Below are 17,383 nucleotides of genomic sequence, written 5' to 3' on the forward strand. Positions count from 1 at the left end.
AATGAAAAGAATCGCCTTGTTACTGGGCGCGGCCCTGCTGTTCTCGGGATTTGCCCAGGCCGCCACAAAACCTGTGATTCGCCTCGGCGCGCGGGTGTTCACCGAACAGACTGTGCTGGCGGAAATCACCGCGCGGTACCTCAACCAGAACGGTTTTGATGTACGCATCACCGGCGGCCTGGGCAGCAACCTGGCCCGCAGTGCCCATGAAACCGGCCAGTTGGATATGGTCTGGGAATACACCGGGGTTTCGCTGGTGTCCTACAACCACATTGAAGAGCGCATGCCCAGCGCTGCGGCTACTTACGCCAAGGTCAAGGAACTGGATGCGAAGAAAGACCTGATCTGGCTGGCACCCTCGAAGTTCAGCAACACCTACGCCCTGGCCCTGCCACGCAACGTCGCCGAGCAGTACCCCCAGGTGACCAACATCAGCCAGTTGAACCAGGTGCTGCGCGATGAGCGCGAACGCAACCATGTGGTGGCCCTGGACACCGAGTTCGCCAACCGCCCCGATGGCCTGGTCGGCCTCACCGAAACCTATGACCTGCAACTGACCCGCCGCAACATTCGCCAGATGGACGCCGGCCTGGTCTACACCGCGCTGCGCAACGGCCAGGTGTTCAGCGGCCTGGTCTACACCACAGACGGCCGCCTCAGCGCCTTCGACCTCAAACTGCTCGACGACGACAAGCACTACTTCCCCGACTACACCGCAGCACCGGTGGTACGCAAGGAAGTGCTGGACGCCCACCCGCAATTGGCCACCCTGCTCAAGCCGCTGGCCGAGCAACTGGACGATGAAACCATGCGCCAGCTCAACGCCAAGGTCGACGTCGAGCACCAGAGCCCCGGCAAGGTTGCCGACGAATACCTGCGCCAGCACCCACCTGCACAGGAGCAGCCATGAATATGCTCGATACCTTCGTTCACCTGGACTGGGCCCAGGTCCTGCACCTGACCTGGCAGCACATCACTCTGGTCGGCATCGCGGTCAGCCTGGCCATTCTGATCGGTGTGCCATTGGGCATCCTGATGACCCGTTTCCCGGCCCTGGCCGGCCCCCTGCAGGCCAGCGCCACGGTGCTGTTGACCATCCCCTCGATCGCCCTGTTCGGCCTGCTGCTGCCGTTCTATTCCAAGTTTGGCCAGGGGCTTGGCCCCTTGCCGGCGATTACCGCGGTGTTCCTTTATTCACTGCTGCCGATCCTGCGCAACACCTACCTGGCGCTGACCAACGTCGAGCCCGGTATCCGTGAGGCCGCGCGCGGCATCGGCATGACCTTCGGCCAGCGCCTGCGCATGGTCGAACTGCCCATCGCGGTACCGGTGATTCTCGCCGGCGTTCGCACCGCCGTGGTGATGAACATCGGCGTCATGACCATCGCCGCGACCATCGGTGCCGGTGGCCTGGGCGTCCTCATCCTTACTTCCATCAGCCGCAGCGACATGTCGATGCTGCTGGTCGGCGCCGTACTGGTGAGCCTGCTGGCCATCATCGCCGACCTGCTGCTGCAAATCCTGCAACGTGCCCTGACTCCAGAAGGACTGCGCAAATGATCGAACTCCAGAACCTGAGCAAGACCTTTCACGCCAATGGCAAAGACGTCAAAGCCGTCGACTCCGTAAGCCTGACCGTCAACGAAGGCGAGATCTGTGTGTTCCTCGGCCCGTCCGGCTGCGGCAAGAGCACCACGCTTAAAATGATCAACCGCCTGATCGCGCCAACTTCCGGCAAGGTGCTGATCAATGGCGAAGACACCACCGGCCTGGATGAAGTGACCCTGCGTCGACGTATCGGCTATGTGATCCAGCAGATCGGCCTGTTCCCCAACATGACCATCGAGGAAAACATCACGGTGGTCCCGCGCCTGCTGGGCTGGGACAAGCAGAAGTGCCATGACCGCGCCCGCGAGTTGATGAGCATGATCAAGCTCGAACCCAAGCAGTACCTGCAACGCTACCCACGGGAACTCTCCGGCGGCCAGCAACAGCGCATCGGCGTGATCCGCGCCCTGGCGGCCGAAGCACCGCTGCTGCTGATGGACGAACCCTTCGGCGCGGTCGACCCGATCAACCGCGAGATGATCCAGAACGAATTCTTTGAAATGCAGCGAGCGTTGAACAAGACAGTGATCATGGTCAGCCACGACATCGACGAGGCCATCAAGCTGGGCGACAAGATCGCGATTTTCCGCGCTGGCAAATTGATCCAGCTCGACCACCCCGACACCCTGCTGGCCCACCCGGCCGATGACTTTGTCAGCAACTTCGTTGGCCAGGACAGCACCCTCAAGCGCCTGTTGCTGGTACGCGCCGAAGATGCCGCCGACAATGCGCCGTCGGTGAGCCCCTCCACACCGGTGGCTGAAGCGCTGGAACTGATGGACGAAAGCGACCGCCGCAACGTCGTGGTCACTGACGGACAGAACAAGGCCCTGGGGTATGTGCGCCGTCGTGACCTGCACCGTCAGCAGGGCACCTGTGCCGACTTCCTGCGCACCTTCAATGCCACGGCTTCGCACGATGAGCACTTGCGTATCCTGCTGTCGCGGATGTACGAGTTCAACCGTTCGTGGTTGCCGGTGCTCGATGCCGAACAGGTGTTTCTGGGGGAGGTAACGCAGGAGTCGATTGCCGCCTACCTGAGTTCCGGACGCTCGCGCGGGGGCAAGACCAGCATCGTGTCACCGGCTGAAGCCGTCGCCTGATCCGGAAGCCATTGCGGGGCAAGCCCGCTCCTACGCACTAGGAGCGGGCTTGCCCCGCGATCTGGTTCAGAACCCTACACTGGCCTGCACATAGAAGGTGCGCGGTTCGCCCAGGTACAACCCCGCGTTGTTGTCGCTGGAACGGGTGTAGTACTGCTTGTCGAAGATGTTCTTCACCCCCGCCGCCAGCTTCAGGTTCGACAGTTCCTTGCCGAAGTCATAGCCGCCCCGCGCCGCCCAGGTGACATAACCCGGAATGTCGCCGTACTGGCCATCGGCACTCGGTTCGGTGATGTAGTTGCCATTGAAGCTGCCATCGGCATTCATCCCGGTACCCGGAGCGCGCTGCTTGGATTGGGCGTAGGCGTCCAGGTTCCAGGTCCAGCGGTTGATTTCATAACGCAGCCCGGCGTTGACGACCTGGCGTGAATAGAACGGCAGGTCACGTCCCTTGAAGCCCGGAATCTCGCCCTCATAGGTGGCGCGGGTATAAGTGAACCCGGCATTGGCGCTCAGCCCCTGCAAGCGCGGATCGAGACCCGACAAGTCGTAGTGCATGGAGGCTTCAATACCCTGGTGCTTGGTAGCGCCCAGGTTGGTCCAGCCAATGTCGTTGCTGATGTATTGCAGCTCGTCATCAAAGTCGATGTAGAACGCCGTCAGCTCGCCACCCCAGGTGCCGTTGTTGTAACGGGTCCCCACTTCGTAGGTCTTGGCTTTTTCCGGTTCCAGGCCATTGGCGGTCTGGTCGCCTGTACCGCCCTGGCCCAGCTGGAAATACTGCAGGCTGCCGAACGAGGTTTCGTAGTTGGCGAACAGCTTCCACTCATCCGACAGGTGATACATCACGCTCAGCGCCGGCAGCGGTTCGTTGCTGGTGATACTGCGGTTCTTCTCCTGCACAGGTACACCGTTGGCACCCAGTACCGGGCGATCGCGCCAGTCGGTGTTGATGTGCTCGAACCGGATGCCCGGGGTGATGGTCCAGTTGCCGACGTCGATCTTGTCATCGATGTAGTAGGCGCTGGCCTCGGTACCGCCGGTACGGTCCTGGAACACGTGGCCGTCTGAAGTCGGTGTCACGGTCGGCACGTTGTCGATCAGCGCCAGGCGGGTCGACTGCTCGTGCATCGCTTCTTTCAGGTAGCGATAGCCGACGCTGACTTCCTGGGTGGTCGGGCCGGCGAAGAAGATCCGCGACAGGCGCGGCTCGATGGCGAACACGTGGTAGGTACGCGGGTAGGACGATAGGGTCTTCTGGTCGCGGGCAGCAATGGTGCTGCCACGGAAGCTGTCGGTGTAGTAGGTCTGGACCTCGAACTGGGTCACGTCGTCGATCTGGCGCAGGTACTTGAACGAGACGTCCTTGCGGCGGCCGCTGAAGTCGTCGTAGTCGCGGTCGGACTGGTACGGATCGTCATCGAACTGCGCCTGGGTCAGGCCGCCGGGCATATCGGCCTTGGCGTCGTAGTAGTGAAAATTCAGCCAGAACTCGTCACTGTCGGTGACCGCCCAATGGGTCTTGAGCAGCACGTCATCGATGTCGTTGCCGTTGTTGCTGCTGCGATAGCCGTTGCCGTTCACGCCGGAATACAACAGCGCCGCGCCCAGGCCGTTGTCTGCAGTGCCGCCGAGGAACGCCGACTCGATGTGCTTCCAGCCACCGTGACGGGAGGTTTCCATCGTAGTGGAAAGCTCGCCAGTGGCTTTTTCTGGAATCGCCCGGGTCACGAAGTTGATCACACCGCCCACGTTCTGCGGCCCGTAACGTACCGAGCCGGCCCCACGCACCACGTCGATGCTGTCGAGGTTGCCCGACGAAATCGGCGCCATCGACAGTTGCGGCTGACCGTAGGGGGCGAAGGCTGCCGGGATACCGTCGATGAGCACGGTGGAGCGTGGCGACAGGCGCGAGGTCAGGCCGCGCACACCGACGTTCAGGGCGATATCACTGCCGCCGGTGCCGTTGGAGTCCTGCACCTGCACGCCAGGAATGCCACGCAGCACATCACGCACGTTCATCGCACCCTGCTCGACCATCGCCTCGCGCCGCACCACGGTTCGGGCCCCCGGGTGGTTCTGCACCACAGTTTCGTCAGCATTGCCGAGCCAGTCACCGACCACCTTGACGTCGGTCGGGGCCAGTTCGAGGCTACCGGTGTTGAGGGTGCCTGCGCTTTGTACAGGCTTGAGCACCACGGTGCCCTGGGACATCTCGTAGGTCAGTCCGCTCCCTTGCAGCAAGGTTTCCAGGGCCTGCTCCGGTGCCAGATTGCCAGACACTGCCGGCGCCTGCTTGCCGGCCACCCGTTCCGGGCTGAAGAACAACTGCAGCGAGGTCTGCTGCCCCAACTGGCTCAGGGCCGACGCCAGCGGCTGGGCCTGGATCTGGATGCTGGTCACTGGCTGGTCGGCATAGCTACTGGCGATACCGCCGCTGACGGCCAGGGCCAGGGCCAGCGGCAACCAGCGGGAACGGGAGGCAGAACGCGGGGAAAACTTGTTGTTGTTCACGTCGTCGAGTAATCCTGAAGGTCCGGATAAGTGCCATCTGCATGCAAATGGAAATGCTTGGCAGTTGCAGTTGGCCAGGAAGACGAACAACTGGAAAAAAACCTGAATTTATTTTGCGATTATTTCGCTGGAGCCGTCGGCGAGGGTCTTGATGGCCACCGGCAGGATGCTCGGCAAGGCGCGCAGCAGGGCGTCGGTGTCGTCACTGCTGAAGGTGCTGCTCAGGCGCAGGGCAGCAACTTTGCCCGGCGCAACGCGCAGCGGCTGGGCCCGGTAACGGGACACCTCTTCGACCACTTCACTCAAGGGTGCATCGTTGAACACCAGCTTGCCCTTGCGCCAGGCCGTAAGCGCGGCAGCGTCCACGGCGTAAGGCTCGGCGACCTTGCCCTGGGCGTCGACCTGTGAACCGAGCCCGGCTGTCAGCAGCGCGTGACTGGCGTCGCGACCCTGGACCTTGACCGAGCCCTGCTCCACAGCCACACGGGTGCGGGTCGGGTCCAGGCGCACATCAAAGCGCGTACCGGTGACGGTCACCGTACCGTTGCCGGCGCTCACCACGAAAGGCCGATCGGTGTCGTGGGCGACGTTGAACATCACCTCGCCTGCCGTGAGTTCGATGCGCCGAACACCGGCGCTGAAATCGACCTTCAGTTCGGTGCGTCCGTTGAGTTCCAGTTCCGAACCGTCCGGCAGGCTCAACTGGCGGCGCTCGCCCAGGGCTGTGTGCAACTGGTCCTGGAAATTGAGCTGATGGTGCTGCCAGCCGAACCAGCCAAGCCCCACGGCAGCAACCGCGACACATGCGGCCAGCGCCTGATGGAGAAAACGCCGGCGCGGCATCGCGCGCACCGGATCAGCCTGGCACAACACCTCGAGACGCCCACGCGGAATCACGTCGGCGGCGCTCCAGAGCTTGGTGAGCTGATCGTATTCATATCGGTGCTGGGGGTGCTGCGCCAGCCAGGTCGCCAGTAGCGCCTGCTGGTCCTGGGCCAGTGCGCCGTCACAACTGCGGGCAAACCACTGCGCCGCCTGCTCGCGCACGGCCTCGATGCCACACGGGCACGCCTGCTGATTCATGAAAACATTCGCCTGATTCATCTCGTTGACACATCCAGGTGCTCACGCAGATGCCGGAGCGTGCGGATCATATACTTTTCGACCATGTTCTTGGTCAAGCCCATGCGGTCGGCGATCTCCGCCTGGGTCAGGCCTTCGAGCTTCTGCCAGACGAACACCCGACGGCAATTGAGCGGCAGTTGCGCCAGGGCGCGCTCCACGCTGTCGGCCAGCTCAATGGCATGCATATAGGCCTCCGGGTCGCCATGGGCGTCGGCGCCAGGCGCGAAGGTGTCCTGCTCCAGGGCCTGGCGCCGGTCTTCACGGCGGTAGCCATCGACGGCAATGTTGCGCGCTGTCTGGTGCAGGTAGGCGCGTGGCTGCTCGACCCCGGCCTGGTCATTTTCCAGCACCCGGACAAAGGCATCATGAGCCAGATCCTCGGCTTGCTGGCGATTGCGCAACTTGCGCGTCCAGGTGCCGATCAGTTCATGGTAGTGGTCGAGAAAGCCTTTGTGTCGCGACACGATGCGGGAGTTACGCCAGGCAATGGGGGAAGGCGCGAATAGTAATGTTTCTTATTAAGCGCAGCAATCGAAGATCTTGACCGCCGACGAAGTGTGAACGCGTAAAAATGAGTGAGGCTGGCGCATCTCGTTGCAGCTGTCAGGCCGAAAAAAAATATGAACGGCCGGGGATTTTCGACATCAAGCAGACAGGTGCCAAAATGCGTTTTTCCGAGGCCCTTTGGCGGCTAACTTCGTCGATCATGTGGCTCATGGACCCGTGAGCAGACTAACCACAAAATCCCCGCGCATACGGGTATTTTTAACGCTTTTGTCATCAAATTGAACATCTACTGTTTACCTGGGTCGGTAGCAAAGTGACTGGCCGAAACGCGGCGACAGACGTGTGCAAAATCGCGACATTTTTTGTTGATCTTGAGCCCCTCAGGTCCTAAAGTTCGCGCCGAACGTCCATGCTGGAAACGATCCATCCGGCTCAAGTACTGACGACGAGACAGCAAGGTCACCCGTAGCTCGCTTCAACAGGCACGGTTGACCTTTTTGCTTTCGGCGACATGCCTTGGGAAGTAGGCGAACCAAAGTGGGGATACGGAGGGCGTTCAGTTGCAGCCACTTATTTTTTCAGTTTGCCCATGGAGTCCCTAAGCATGTCGATTCAGGTCGAAGACTACTTCGCGCGCGATACCTTTCAAAAAATGAAAGCCTTCGCCGACAAGCAAGAAACCCCGTTCGTACTCATCGACACCCAGATGATCAGCCAGGCCTACGACGACCTGCGCGCGGGTTTTGAATTCGCCAAGGTCTACTACGCGGTCAAGGCCAACCCTGCCGTGGAGATCATCGACCTGCTCAAGGAAAAGGGCTCGAGCTTCGACATCGCCTCGATCTACGAACTGGACAAGGTCATGGACCGTGGTGTGAGCGCCGACCGCATCAGCTACGGCAACACCATCAAGAAATCCAAGGACATCCGCTACTTCTACGAGAAGGGCGTGCGCCTGTATGCCACCGACTCCGAAGCCGACCTGCGCAACATTGCCAAGGCCGCACCGGGTTCGAAAGTCTACGTGCGTATCCTCACCGAAGGCTCGACCACTGCCGACTGGCCACTGTCGCGCAAGTTCGGCTGCCAGACCGACATGGCCATGGACCTGCTGATCCTGGCCCGTGACCTGGGCCTGGTGCCTTACGGCATTTCCTTCCACGTTGGCTCCCAGCAGCGCGATATCAGCGTCTGGGACGCAGCCATCGCCAAGGTCAAGGTGATCTTCGAGCGCCTGAAAGAAGAAGACGGCATCGAACTCAAGCTGATCAACATGGGTGGGGGCTTCCCGGCCAACTACATCACCCGCACCAACAGCCTGGAAACCTACGCTGAAGAAATCATCCGCTTCCTCAAGGAAGACTTCGGTGACGACCTGCCGGAAATCATCCTTGAGCCGGGCCGCTCGCTGATCGCCAACGCCGGCATCCTGGTCAGTGAAGTGGTGCTGGTGGCGCGCAAGTCGCGCACCGCTGTCGAGCGCTGGGTCTACACCGACGTGGGCAAGTTCTCGGGCCTGATCGAAACCATGGACGAATCGATCAAGTTCCCGATCTGGACCGAGAAGAAAGGCGAGATGGAGGAAGTGGTGATTGCAGGCCCGACCTGCGACAGCGCCGACATCATGTACGAGCACTACAAATACGGCCTGCCGCTGAACCTGGCCATCGGTGACCGCCTGTACTGGCTGTCGACCGGTGCCTATACCACCAGCTACAGCGCCGTGGAATTCAATGGCTTCCCGCCGCTGAAAGCCTACTACCTGTAAGGGCTGTACCGGGCTGCCTTGCAGCCCGACGCGGGGCCAACGGTTACCTGAAGAAGGTTTCAGGTAACCGTTGGCCCCTCTTGCATTCAGGCGAGCGCTTCGAGCCGCGCCAGCCGCGCCCGGTAGTCCACTGCCAGGGCACGGATCTCGGGCTCTCCGGCCTGCTCCAGCGCCGGGCCCGCCACCCTCAGGAAATTCACGTTGCCGGCTGCCAGTGCCCGCTGCAGCCATGCCAGCGCGTCGTGCGTTCGCCCTTGTGCGGCCAGCACGCCGGCGTGACTGAACTGCCCGCGAAAATCCCCGGCTTCGGCCGAACGCTGGTACCAGCGCTGCGCACCCGCCACATCGAGCGGGCAATGCTGGCCTTCTTCCAGATAACGCCCCAGCAGGTTCATTGACTTGGCATGCCCCAGTTCGGCCGCCTGCCGATAACAGGCCAGCGCTGCCAGGTTGTCCCTGGCCACCCCGCGCCCGGTCGCCAGCAGGTTGGCGTAGTTGTACAGGCCCCAATCCAGACCAGCCTGGGCCGCCTGACGATAATGACGCGCAGCCTCGGCCTGGTCGACGCCTCCGCCCCAGCCATGCTCAAGGCAGCGCCCCAGCATGTTGGTGGCCATGGCACTGCCGCCATTGGCCGCGATGGCGAACCAGCGCCGCGCCAGGGCCGGGTCTTTTTCGATACCGCGTCCGTCCAGCAGGATCTGCCCCAGCAACACCTGGGCTTCAACGATCCCCTGCCCGGCTGCCGCCAGCAAGGCCTGCGCCGCCTTGGCGGGGCTGTGCTCGAGCATCTGGGCGAATTGGTCGCTGTCCAGTTCCTGGCGGTTGCGCAACTCGAACGGCATGACTCAGACCTCGACCCAGCGACGCAACAGGTTGTGGTAGGTGCCGGTGAGCTGGATCAACGCCGGATGATCGGGCATGTCAGTGCCGAGCTGCTGGATGGCATTGTCCATTTCGAACAGCAGGGCACGCTGGCTGTCCTCGCGCACCAGGCTCTGGGTCCAGAAGAACGCGGCATAGCGCTCGCCACGGGTGACGGGGTTGACCTTGTGCAGGCTGGTGCCCGGGTACAGCACCAGATCGCCTGCCGCCAGTTTGACCTGCTGCACGCCGTAGGTGTCCTGGATAACCAATTCGCCGCCGTCATAGTCCTCGGGGTTGCTCAAGAACAGCGTCGACGACAAGTCGGTGCGCACCCGCTCGTGGCTGCCCCGAGGCTGGCGCAGCGCATTGTCGATGTGAAAGCCGAAGTTGCCGCCTTCTCGGTAGCAATTGATCAACGGCGGGAAGACCTTGTGCGGCAGCGCCGCCGACATGAACTGCGGGTGCTGCCACAGGCGCTCGATCAGGGCGGTGCCGACTTCCTTGGCCAGCGGGTGGCCTTCGGGCAATTGCAGGTTGTGCTTGGCCTTGGCCGACTGGTAGCCGGCGGTGATCTTACCGTCTGCCCATTCGGTCTGCTCCAGCGCCTCGCGGATACGCGTGACTTCCTCGGTAGTAAACAACCCGGAAATATGTAGCAGCATGGCGCAGGCACCTGAAGGCGGAAAAGACGTCAATGATATTGATTCCCATTGACTGACTACAAGCCCTTTCGGCAGCGGGGACGTTTCAGCACGTAGAAACAGTTAGATACAAATTGTAAAGATTGTAAATCCGGCGCAATTGGCAATGCTTCTCAATTGTTACTCATATTTGTTTACATTATATTTCGCGGCCTGAATTTCCTGGGGAAGGGGACTACCAATGCCGCGTCACTATGTGCCAACCGCTGTCAGTTCACCACGCTTGCTCGCCTCCGCCATTGGCGTGGCACTCACCGCCACTTCGGCCGCCCACATGGCCTACGCCGCCGAAGAAGCGCCCGCCAAGAACGGCGCCATCGCCCTGGACGCAACCAGCGTTACCGGTGAAGCGCAAGAGAGCACCGACTACAAGGTTGAACGCGCGTCGTCACAGAAGTACACCGCGCCACTGGTAGACACCCCTCGCTCGATCACCGTCATCCCGCAGCAAGTGCTCAAGGACACCGGCGCTGTTTCGTTGCAGGACGCCCTGCGTACTGTCCCTGGCGTCACGTTCGGCGCAGGCGAAGGCGGCAACCCTCAAGGTGACCGTCCGTTCATTCGTGGCTTCGATGCCCAAGGCGATACCTTCCTCGATGGCGTACGCGACACCGGCGCACAAACCCGCGAAATCTTCGCCGTAGAGTCCATCGAAGTCAGTAAAGGGCCGAACTCCGCAATGGGTGGTCGTGGTGCGGCAGGCGGTAGCCTCAACCTCGTGAGCAAAGCGCCGAAACAAGGCGACTTTCTCAACGGCGGCTTTACCTATGGCTCCGACCAGACCCGTCGCTACACCCTGGATGTCAACCGCCAGTTCCTCGACAGCGCCGCGTTCCGCCTGAACCTGATGAGTCATGAGCAGAACGTTGCCGGTCGTGATGCGATCAACTACGACCGTTGGGGTGTTGCCCCCTCGTTGACCTTCGGCTTGGGAACGCCAACCCGGGTCAACCTGAACTACTACCACATGGAAAGTAACGACTTGCCGGATTCGGGCATTCCATATGGCTACAAGCTGCCAGGCGCCAACGCTGCCCACGATCACGACAAGCCGACCGACGGCGGCGACAGCAGCAATTTCTATGGCCTGAAGGATCGCGACTTCCGCAAGACCCGTGCGGATATCAGCACCTTCTCCATCGAGCATGACCTCAATGACTCGATGACCATCAAGAACACCCTCCGCCACGGCAGCACCAGCCAGGACTACGTCCTGACCCAACCTGACGACAGCGCCCACAACGTCAGCCAGTTCGGTACCGTTTGGCGCCGTGCCAACTCCCGTATCAGCAACACCTCCACCACCACCAACCAGACCGATCTGTTTGGAGAGTTCCAGGCACTGGGTTTCAAACACAGCTACTCGACTGGTGTTGAATACAGCCGTGAAGACACAATGGTGAGCGGCTACACCGTCACGCCGAACAGCAAGCTGACCTGCAACCCTGGCACCGCACCGACGTGCACCTCGCTGTCCAATCCGAACCCGAACGATCCGTGGACCGGTTCGGTGGCGCGCAACTACGCCAGCGTGACCGACACCGAGTCCACCACCCGGGCAGCCTATGTCTTTGACACGATCGAACTCGACCCGCAGTGGCTGCTGAACCTGGGCACCCGTTATGACTCGTTCAAGACTGAGGCCGATAGCTCCACCACAGGCGAAGCCAGCAACAACTCGCACTTCTGGAGCTGGCAGGCTGGCCTGGTCTGGAAACCGGCCGACAACGGCAGTATCTATGCCTCCTTCGCCACATCGGCAACCCCACCCGGTGGCGTGACTGATGGCGTCGACAGCAACCCGAACACGCCAGGCAACAGCACTCTGGTCAGCGACCTGGAGCCGGAAACCACCAAGAACTACGAACTGGGCACCAAATGGGACCTGTTCCACGAGCGCCTGTCGTTGACCGCGGCGATCTTCCGCACTGAGAAAGAGAACACCCGCGTCCTGGTTGCCAACAACACCTATGAGAACTCAGGAACCACACGAGTGGACGGTATCGAACTGGGTGCCAGCGGCAAACTGACTGACAAGTGGCAAGTGTTTGCAGGCTACAGCTACCTCAAGAGCGAAGCCGTTGACCCGGGTGAAGCGGGTAACCGCAACGCCCAGCTGACCGGCGGCCCGAATCCGGCCAAAGGAAATGAGTTGCCGAACACACCGAAGAACAGCTTCACCCTGTGGTCGACCTACAATGTGACCGACAAGCTCACCCTGGGAGGCGGCGCCTTCTATGTCGACGATGTCTGGGGTGACCTGAACAACACGGTCTACGTACCGTCCTATGTACGCTACGACGCCATGGCCAGCTACAAGCTGACCAAAAACGTCGACCTGCAGCTCAACGTGCAGAATCTGACCGACGAAACCTACTACGACAAGGCCTACGGTGCGCACTTTGCCAACCAGGCTGCCGGGCGCACTGCCCTGCTGACCACCAGCGTTCACTTCTAAGCACGCTGATCGGCAAGCCCCGTTCACTTAGGTGATCGGGGCTTTCGTATATCAAGGCATAATGCGCGTCGCATTCGCATTTGCGACAAGACAAGGTGATTGATGTGGTGAAAAAATCCCTGTTCCAACTGCACTGGTTCTTCGGGATCACGGCAGGCCTGGTGCTGGCCCTGATGGGCATTACCGGGGCCATCTGGTCGTTTCAGGACGAACTGCTGCGCCTGGTCAATCCGGATGTACTCAAGGTCGAAGTACGCCAGGAAGGCGTACTGCCGCCGGCAGAGCTGGTGCGCAGGATCGAGAACGAGCAAGGGGACAAAGTCGCCATGCTCTGGGTCGATGTGCGCAACGACAACGCTGCGCGGGTGTTCTTTACCCCACCGCCCGGCGAACGTCGTGGCCTGATGCGCTACGCCGACCCTTACACAGGCAAGCTGCAAGGCGATGTCGCGGGCCAGGGTTTCTTCGACCTGATGCTGCGACTGCACCGTTTCCTGGCCATGGGCGACACCGGTCGGCAGATCACTGGCGCCTGTACGCTGATGCTGATTTTCTTCTGCCTCTCGGGCCTGTACCTTCGCTGGCCGCGCAAGGTGCTGAACTGGCGTACCTGGCTGACCCTGGACTGGGCCAAGAAAGGGCGCGCCTTCAACTGGGACCTGCATGCGGTGGCCGGTACCTGGTGCCTGCTGTTCTATCTATTGTTTGCCCTCACCGGCCTGTTCTGGTCGTACGAGTGGTACCGCGAGGGCCTGAACAAACTGCTGGCCGATCAACCTGCCGCAGGACAGCAGCACAAGCGTGGCGAAGGCCGCGGACGCCCTGGCGGCGTACCGGCCAAGGATTCCAAGCCGCTGGTGGTCGACTACGACGCGATCTGGACCAGCCTGCAAGCCGCTGCAGGGCCGGGCCTTGTGACCTACAACCTGCGCCTGCCGCCAGCCGGTGGGCAACCAGCAACGCTGTTCTACCTGCTCGACAGTGCCGAGCATGAACGTGCCTTCAACACCCTGACCCTTGACCCTGCCAACGGCCAGGTGAGCAAGCATGATCGCTACACCGACAAGTCGTTCAAGGCTCAACTGCTGGCCAGCGTCTACGCCCTGCACGTCGGCAGTTACTTCGGCCTGACCGGCCGAATCATTGTCTCCATTGCCAGCCTGACCATGCCGCTGTTCTTCATCACCGGCTGGCTGTTGTACCTCGACCGTCGGCGCAAGAAACGCCAGGTGCGGGCTGCGCGCAGCGGCCTGGTCGCCTCGAATGGCTCGGATAAAGGCTGGCTGGTTGGCTTCGCCAGCCAAAGTGGCTTTGCCGAACAACTGGCCTGGCAAAGCGCCGGCCAATTGCAGGCGGCCGGCTTGCCGGTGCAGGTGCGGCCGTTGGCCGAGCTGACTGAAAACGACCTCAACCGGGCTGAACGCGCGGTGTTCGTGGTCAGCACCTTCGGTGACGGCGAAGCGCCGGACAGCGCCCGCGGCTTCGAGCGCAAGGTGCTCGGGCAGCCCTGGGCCCTGGACAACCTCAACTACGCCCTGCTCGCCCTGGGCGATCGCCAGTACCCGCACTTCTGCGGCTTCGCCCGCCGCTTGCAGGCCTGGCTTGCCGAACGTGGCGCCACCAGCGCCTTCGCCTCGGTGGAAGTCGACAGCGCCGACCCGGCCGCCCTGCAGCAATGGCAACAGCACCTGGCCCAACTGACTGGCAGCAAGCCGCCAGCCACGTGGAAAGCCCCGGAGTTTGCCAACTGGACCCTGGTGAGCCGCGCGCTGATGAACCCGGGCAGCCAAGGCTCGGCTGTGTACCTGCTGGGGCTCAAGCCCGAGCAGCCAGAGCGCTGGGATGCGGGTGACCTGGTAGAGATCCTGCCACGCAACAGCCCTGACAGCCTGGACCTGTTCCTGCGCGGGCTGGGCCTGGACGGCAACGCGCCGGTCGAGGTCGAAGGGCTGCAGGAAACGCTGGTTCAGGCACTGGGCAGCCGTCAGTTGCCCAAAAACCGCGGGCACCTGGTCGGCCTGCATGCCCAGGCGCTGGTTGATGCGCTGATTCCACTGGCGGCACGGGAATACTCGATTGCCTCCATCGCCAGCGATGGCGTGCTGGAGCTGATCGTGCGCCAGGAATGTCATCCCGATGGCAGCCTGGGGCTTGGCTCCGGTTGGCTGACCGAGCATCTGGCGCTGGGCAACAGCGTCAGCCTGCGCCTGCGTCGCAACAGTGGCTTCCACCTGCCGGCGCCGACAACGCCGATGATCCTGATTGGCAATGGCACCGGTATTGCCGGGTTGCGCAGCCTGCTCAAGGGTCGGATTACGGCGAGCGAGCAACGCAACTGGCTGCTGTTTGGTGAGCGCAACCAGGCCCACGACTACTTGTGTGGCGACGAGCTGGAGCGTTGGTTACGCAGTGGTGATCTGGCCCAACTGGACCTGGCGTTCTCACGGGATCAGGCGCACAAGGTGTATGTTCAGGACCGCTTGCGTGAGCAGGCCAGCGACTTGCGCCGCTGGCTCGATGAGGGTGCCTCGATCTACATCTGCGGCAGCCTGCAGGGCATGGCCAGTGGGGTGGACGAGGTGCTGAACGAAGTACTCGGGGCCGCGGAAGTGGAACGTTTGATCGAGCGTGGGCGATATCGGCGGGATGTTTATTGAAGCCTTCGCGGGGCAAGCCCGCTCCTACGGTGTGTAGGAGCGGGCTTGCCCCGCGAAACGCTCAATGCAGATCGAAAGTATCAGCATCCAGGTTGGCCGGGAACCGCGTGCGGTACGCAGCCAGGTCAGCGGCGCTCAGCACGGCCGTGAACACCCCATCCGCTTCCCCTGCACTGAGCAGGCTCTCCCCCTGGAAATCCAGCACCTGGCTGTCGCCGGTATAGGCAAAGCCCTTGCCGTCCGTGCCCACCCGGTTTACCGCCGCCACATAACACAGGTTTTCGATACCGCGCGCCGGCAGCAGACGATTCCAGTGCTGGCGACGGGCTGCAGGCCAATTGGCGGTATACAGCAGCAAGTCGGTGTCTTGGGCATCACGGCTCCACACCGGGAAGCGCAGGTCGTAACAGATCAGCGGACGCACCCGCCAGCCCTTGATTTCAAACTGCACCTGGCGCTCGCCCGGGGTGTAATGCTTGTGCTCGCCGGCCATGCGGAACAGGTGCCGCTTGTCGTAGAACAGGATCTCGCCGTCAGGACGCGCCCACAGCAGGCGGTTGCGATGGCTGCCGTCGGCGGCCTGGATGATCACGCTGCCGGTGACCACCGCATCGAGCTTCTTGGCCTGGCTCTTGAGCCATTTGTAGGTCGGACCGTTTTCCGGTTCGGCCAGCGCCTCTGAATCCATGGAAAATCCGGTGGTGAACATCTCCGGCAGGATGATCAGGTCGGCACCACGAGCCTGCTCCAGCAAACTCTCGAAATGTTCGTAGTTGGCCAGGCGGTCCTGCCAGGCCAGGGTTGTCTGCACCAGGGCCACTTTCAGGTTGGGCAGTTCACTCAGATCGCGCATAGCTTCTCCGCTGCCTGACGCAGCGTCTCCTCGCGTTTTGCAAAACACAGGCGCACAAGGCGCTGCTCGGGGATGGGTTGCTGGTAGAACACCGACACCGGGATAGTGGCGACACCGTGTTCACGGGTCAGCCACAGCGACATCTCGACGTCGTTCAGGTCCGGGCGAATGGCTGAATAGTCGACCAGCTGAAAATAGGTTCCGGCGGTACGGGTGAAGGTGAAGCGCGAAGGCTCCAGCAAGTCGCAGAACAGATCGCGCTTGGCCTGGTAGAACGCCGGCAACTCCTCGACATGCTCTGGGTGCGCGGCCATGAAGTCGGCCAACGCCCATTGCAACGGGGTCACGCCACAGAAGTTGACGTACTGGTGGACCTTGCGCAGCTCGGCGCTCAGGGCTGGCGGCGCTACCACATAGCCAGTCTTCCAGCCGGTAACGTGATAGGTCTTGCCGAACGAACTCACTACAAAGGCACGTTGGTACAGCGCCTCGATGGCCAGCACGCTGGCGTGCTGCACGCCGTCGAACACCAAGTGCTCGTACACCTCGTCGCTGATCAGGTAGATATCCCGATCGGAGATCAACAGCGCCAGCTTTTCCAGGTCGTCCCGGCTGATCAGCGCACCGCTGGGGTTGTGCGGCGAGTTGAGGATGATCATCCGCGTGCGCGGGCTCAGGGCGTCGGTGAGCTTCTGCCAATCGATCTTGAAGTCACCGTCGCTGAGCTGCACATGGATGCAGCGGCCACCGGCCAGTTCAACCGATGGCTCGTAGCTGTCGTAGCTGGGGTCGAAAACAATGACTTCGTCACCGGCGCGAATGACTGCATGGATGGCACAGAAGATCGCTTCGGTAGCACCGGGGGTGATAGTAATTTCATGGTCGGCATCGACACTGACGCCATAGCTGCGGGCGATCTTGGTCGCCACCTGCTGGCGCAGGGCAGGCAAGCCGGTCATCGGGCAATATTGATTGTGGCCGGCACTGATCGCCCGGCCTGCCGCATCGAGCAGGGCCTGGGGGCCGTTGAAATCGGGAAAACCCTGGGACAGGTTCAAGGCGCCGGTTTGCGCGGCGAGCTGGGACATGGTGGTAAAGATGGTCGTGCCGACGTTCGGCAACTTGCTGCTGATCATGGAGCCCTCTTTCCTGCAATCTTCCGGCTCGAGGCGGCGCGGTCAGAGACCGAGCATAGCGGATTGAGTGGTCAGGAAAAAGGTTG

13 protein-coding genes are annotated in these 17,383 nt (G+C 61.8%); 6 read left to right on the forward strand and 7 right to left on the reverse strand.

Features of this window, described 5'->3' with window-relative positions; all coding sequences use genetic code 11:
- The first annotated feature begins 1 nt into the window (after position 1).
- Genes ABVN19_RS18030 through ABVN19_RS18040 form a run of 3 tightly spaced genes read left to right on the forward strand, consistent with a single transcriptional unit; the run spans position 2 to position 2,711 of the window.
- A complete protein-coding gene (locus ABVN19_RS18030) occupies positions 2-910 on the forward strand; it encodes a glycine betaine ABC transporter substrate-binding protein (RefSeq protein WP_028942787.1) in 909 nt (302 codons plus the stop codon).
- A complete protein-coding gene (locus ABVN19_RS18035) occupies positions 907-1,560 on the forward strand; it encodes an ABC transporter permease (protein ID WP_028942786.1) in 654 nt (217 codons plus the stop codon). Before ABVN19_RS18030 ends, ABVN19_RS18035 begins: the two co-directional genes overlap by 4 nt.
- Positions 1,557-2,711: an ABC transporter ATP-binding protein gene (locus tag ABVN19_RS18040; RefSeq protein WP_028942785.1), complete on the forward strand. Its 1,155-nt coding sequence runs from the start codon at positions 1,557-1,559 to the stop codon at positions 2,709-2,711. Before ABVN19_RS18035 ends, ABVN19_RS18040 begins: the two co-directional genes overlap by 4 nt.
- A 66-nt stretch (positions 2,712-2,777) precedes the next feature.
- Here ABVN19_RS18040 and ABVN19_RS18045 read toward each other — a convergent pair whose 3' ends face one another.
- The 3 genes from ABVN19_RS18045 to ABVN19_RS18055 all read right to left on the reverse strand — a co-directional run bounded on the left by ABVN19_RS18045 (position 2,778) and on the right by ABVN19_RS18055 (position 6,814).
- Positions 2,778-5,225: a TonB-dependent receptor gene (locus tag ABVN19_RS18045; protein WP_105641236.1), complete on the reverse strand. Its 2,448-nt coding sequence runs from the start codon at positions 5,223-5,225 to the stop codon at positions 2,778-2,780.
- Positions 5,226-5,333: 108 nt separating this feature from the next.
- On the reverse strand, positions 5,334-6,308 hold the full coding sequence (locus ABVN19_RS18050; protein WP_105641254.1) for a FecR family protein: 975 nt from the start codon (positions 6,306-6,308) through the stop codon (positions 5,334-5,336).
- Between the two features lie 17 nt (positions 6,309-6,325).
- Positions 6,326-6,814, reverse strand: a complete 489-nt coding sequence (locus ABVN19_RS18055; RefSeq protein ID WP_028942782.1) for a sigma-70 family RNA polymerase sigma factor — start codon at positions 6,812-6,814, stop codon at positions 6,326-6,328.
- 647 nt (positions 6,815-7,461) lie between these two features.
- Between ABVN19_RS18055 and ABVN19_RS18060 the strand changes: the two genes are divergently transcribed.
- Positions 7,462-8,625, forward strand: coding sequence for a type III PLP-dependent enzyme (locus tag ABVN19_RS18060; protein WP_027595561.1), 1,164 nt, complete (start codon positions 7,462-7,464; stop codon positions 8,623-8,625).
- 86 nt (positions 8,626-8,711) lie between these two features.
- On the opposite strand, the gene ABVN19_RS18065 is transcribed toward ABVN19_RS18060, so the two are convergent.
- Positions 8,712-9,470 carry a tetratricopeptide repeat protein gene (locus tag ABVN19_RS18065; protein ID WP_028942781.1) on the reverse strand — a complete coding sequence of 253 codons (759 nt, stop codon included), beginning with the start codon at positions 9,468-9,470 and terminating at the stop codon, positions 8,712-8,714.
- Positions 9,471-9,473: 3 nt separating this feature from the next.
- A complete protein-coding gene (locus ABVN19_RS18070) occupies positions 9,474-10,154 on the reverse strand; it encodes a Fe2+-dependent dioxygenase (protein WP_028942780.1) in 681 nt (226 codons plus the stop codon).
- 220 nt (positions 10,155-10,374) lie between these two features.
- Here ABVN19_RS18070 and ABVN19_RS18075 point away from each other — a divergent pair, with 220 nt between their 5' ends.
- Both ABVN19_RS18075 and ABVN19_RS18080 read left to right on the forward strand, forming a co-directional pair.
- A complete protein-coding gene (locus ABVN19_RS18075) occupies positions 10,375-12,651 on the forward strand; it encodes a TonB-dependent siderophore receptor (RefSeq protein ID WP_028942779.1) in 2,277 nt (758 codons plus the stop codon).
- Between the two features lie 104 nt (positions 12,652-12,755).
- The gene (locus tag ABVN19_RS18080; RefSeq protein WP_105641255.1) at positions 12,756-15,308 is read left to right on the forward strand and encodes a sulfite reductase flavoprotein subunit alpha; all 2,553 of its coding nucleotides are present in this window, start codon (positions 12,756-12,758) and stop codon (positions 15,306-15,308) included.
- 61 nt (positions 15,309-15,369) lie between these two features.
- Here ABVN19_RS18080 and ABVN19_RS18085 read toward each other — a convergent pair whose 3' ends face one another.
- Positions 15,370-16,161 (reverse strand): amidohydrolase, encoded by a 792-nt coding sequence (locus ABVN19_RS18085; protein WP_028942777.1) that lies wholly within the window; start codon positions 16,159-16,161, stop codon positions 15,370-15,372.
- Complete coding sequence (locus tag ABVN19_RS18090) at positions 16,149-17,297, reverse strand: pyridoxal phosphate-dependent aminotransferase (protein WP_105641237.1); 1,149 nt, start codon at positions 17,295-17,297, stop codon at positions 16,149-16,151. Before ABVN19_RS18090 ends, ABVN19_RS18085 begins: the two co-directional genes overlap by 13 nt.
- Positions 17,298-17,383 lie beyond the last annotated feature (86 nt).

Source organism: Pseudomonas vranovensis (assembly GCF_040438935.1).
GTDB classification, from domain to species: domain Bacteria; phylum Pseudomonadota; class Gammaproteobacteria; order Pseudomonadales; family Pseudomonadaceae; genus Aquipseudomonas; species Aquipseudomonas vranovensis.

What these genes read in the sequence shown, in the direction of transcription:
- ABVN19_RS18030 (WP_028942787.1), top strand. Translation starts at nt 2, where the DNA reads ATGAAAAGAATCGCCTTGTTACTGGGCGCGGCCCTGCTGTTCTCGGGA.
- ABVN19_RS18035 (WP_028942786.1), top strand. Translation starts at nt 907, where the DNA reads ATGAATATGCTCGATACCTTCGTTCACCTGGACTGGGCCCAGGTCCTG.
- ABVN19_RS18040 (WP_028942785.1), top strand. Translation starts at nt 1,557, where the DNA reads ATGATCGAACTCCAGAACCTGAGCAAGACCTTTCACGCCAATGGCAAA.
- ABVN19_RS18050 (WP_105641254.1), bottom strand. Translation starts at nt 6,308, where the DNA reads ATGAATCAGCAGGCGTGCCCGTGTGGCATCGAGGCCGTGCGCGAGCAG.
- ABVN19_RS18060 (WP_027595561.1), top strand. Translation starts at nt 7,462, where the DNA reads ATGTCGATTCAGGTCGAAGACTACTTCGCGCGCGATACCTTTCAAAAA.
- ABVN19_RS18065 (WP_028942781.1), bottom strand. Translation starts at nt 9,470, where the DNA reads ATGCCGTTCGAGTTGCGCAACCGCCAGGAACTGGACAGCGACCAATTC.
- ABVN19_RS18070 (WP_028942780.1), bottom strand. Translation starts at nt 10,154, where the DNA reads ATGCTGCTACATATTTCCGGGTTGTTTACTACCGAGGAAGTCACGCGT.
- ABVN19_RS18075 (WP_028942779.1), top strand. Translation starts at nt 10,375, where the DNA reads ATGCCGCGTCACTATGTGCCAACCGCTGTCAGTTCACCACGCTTGCTC.
- ABVN19_RS18085 (WP_028942777.1), bottom strand. Translation starts at nt 16,161, where the DNA reads ATGCGCGATCTGAGTGAACTGCCCAACCTGAAAGTGGCCCTGGTGCAG.
- ABVN19_RS18090 (WP_105641237.1), bottom strand. Translation starts at nt 17,297, where the DNA reads ATGATCAGCAGCAAGTTGCCGAACGTCGGCACGACCATCTTTACCACC.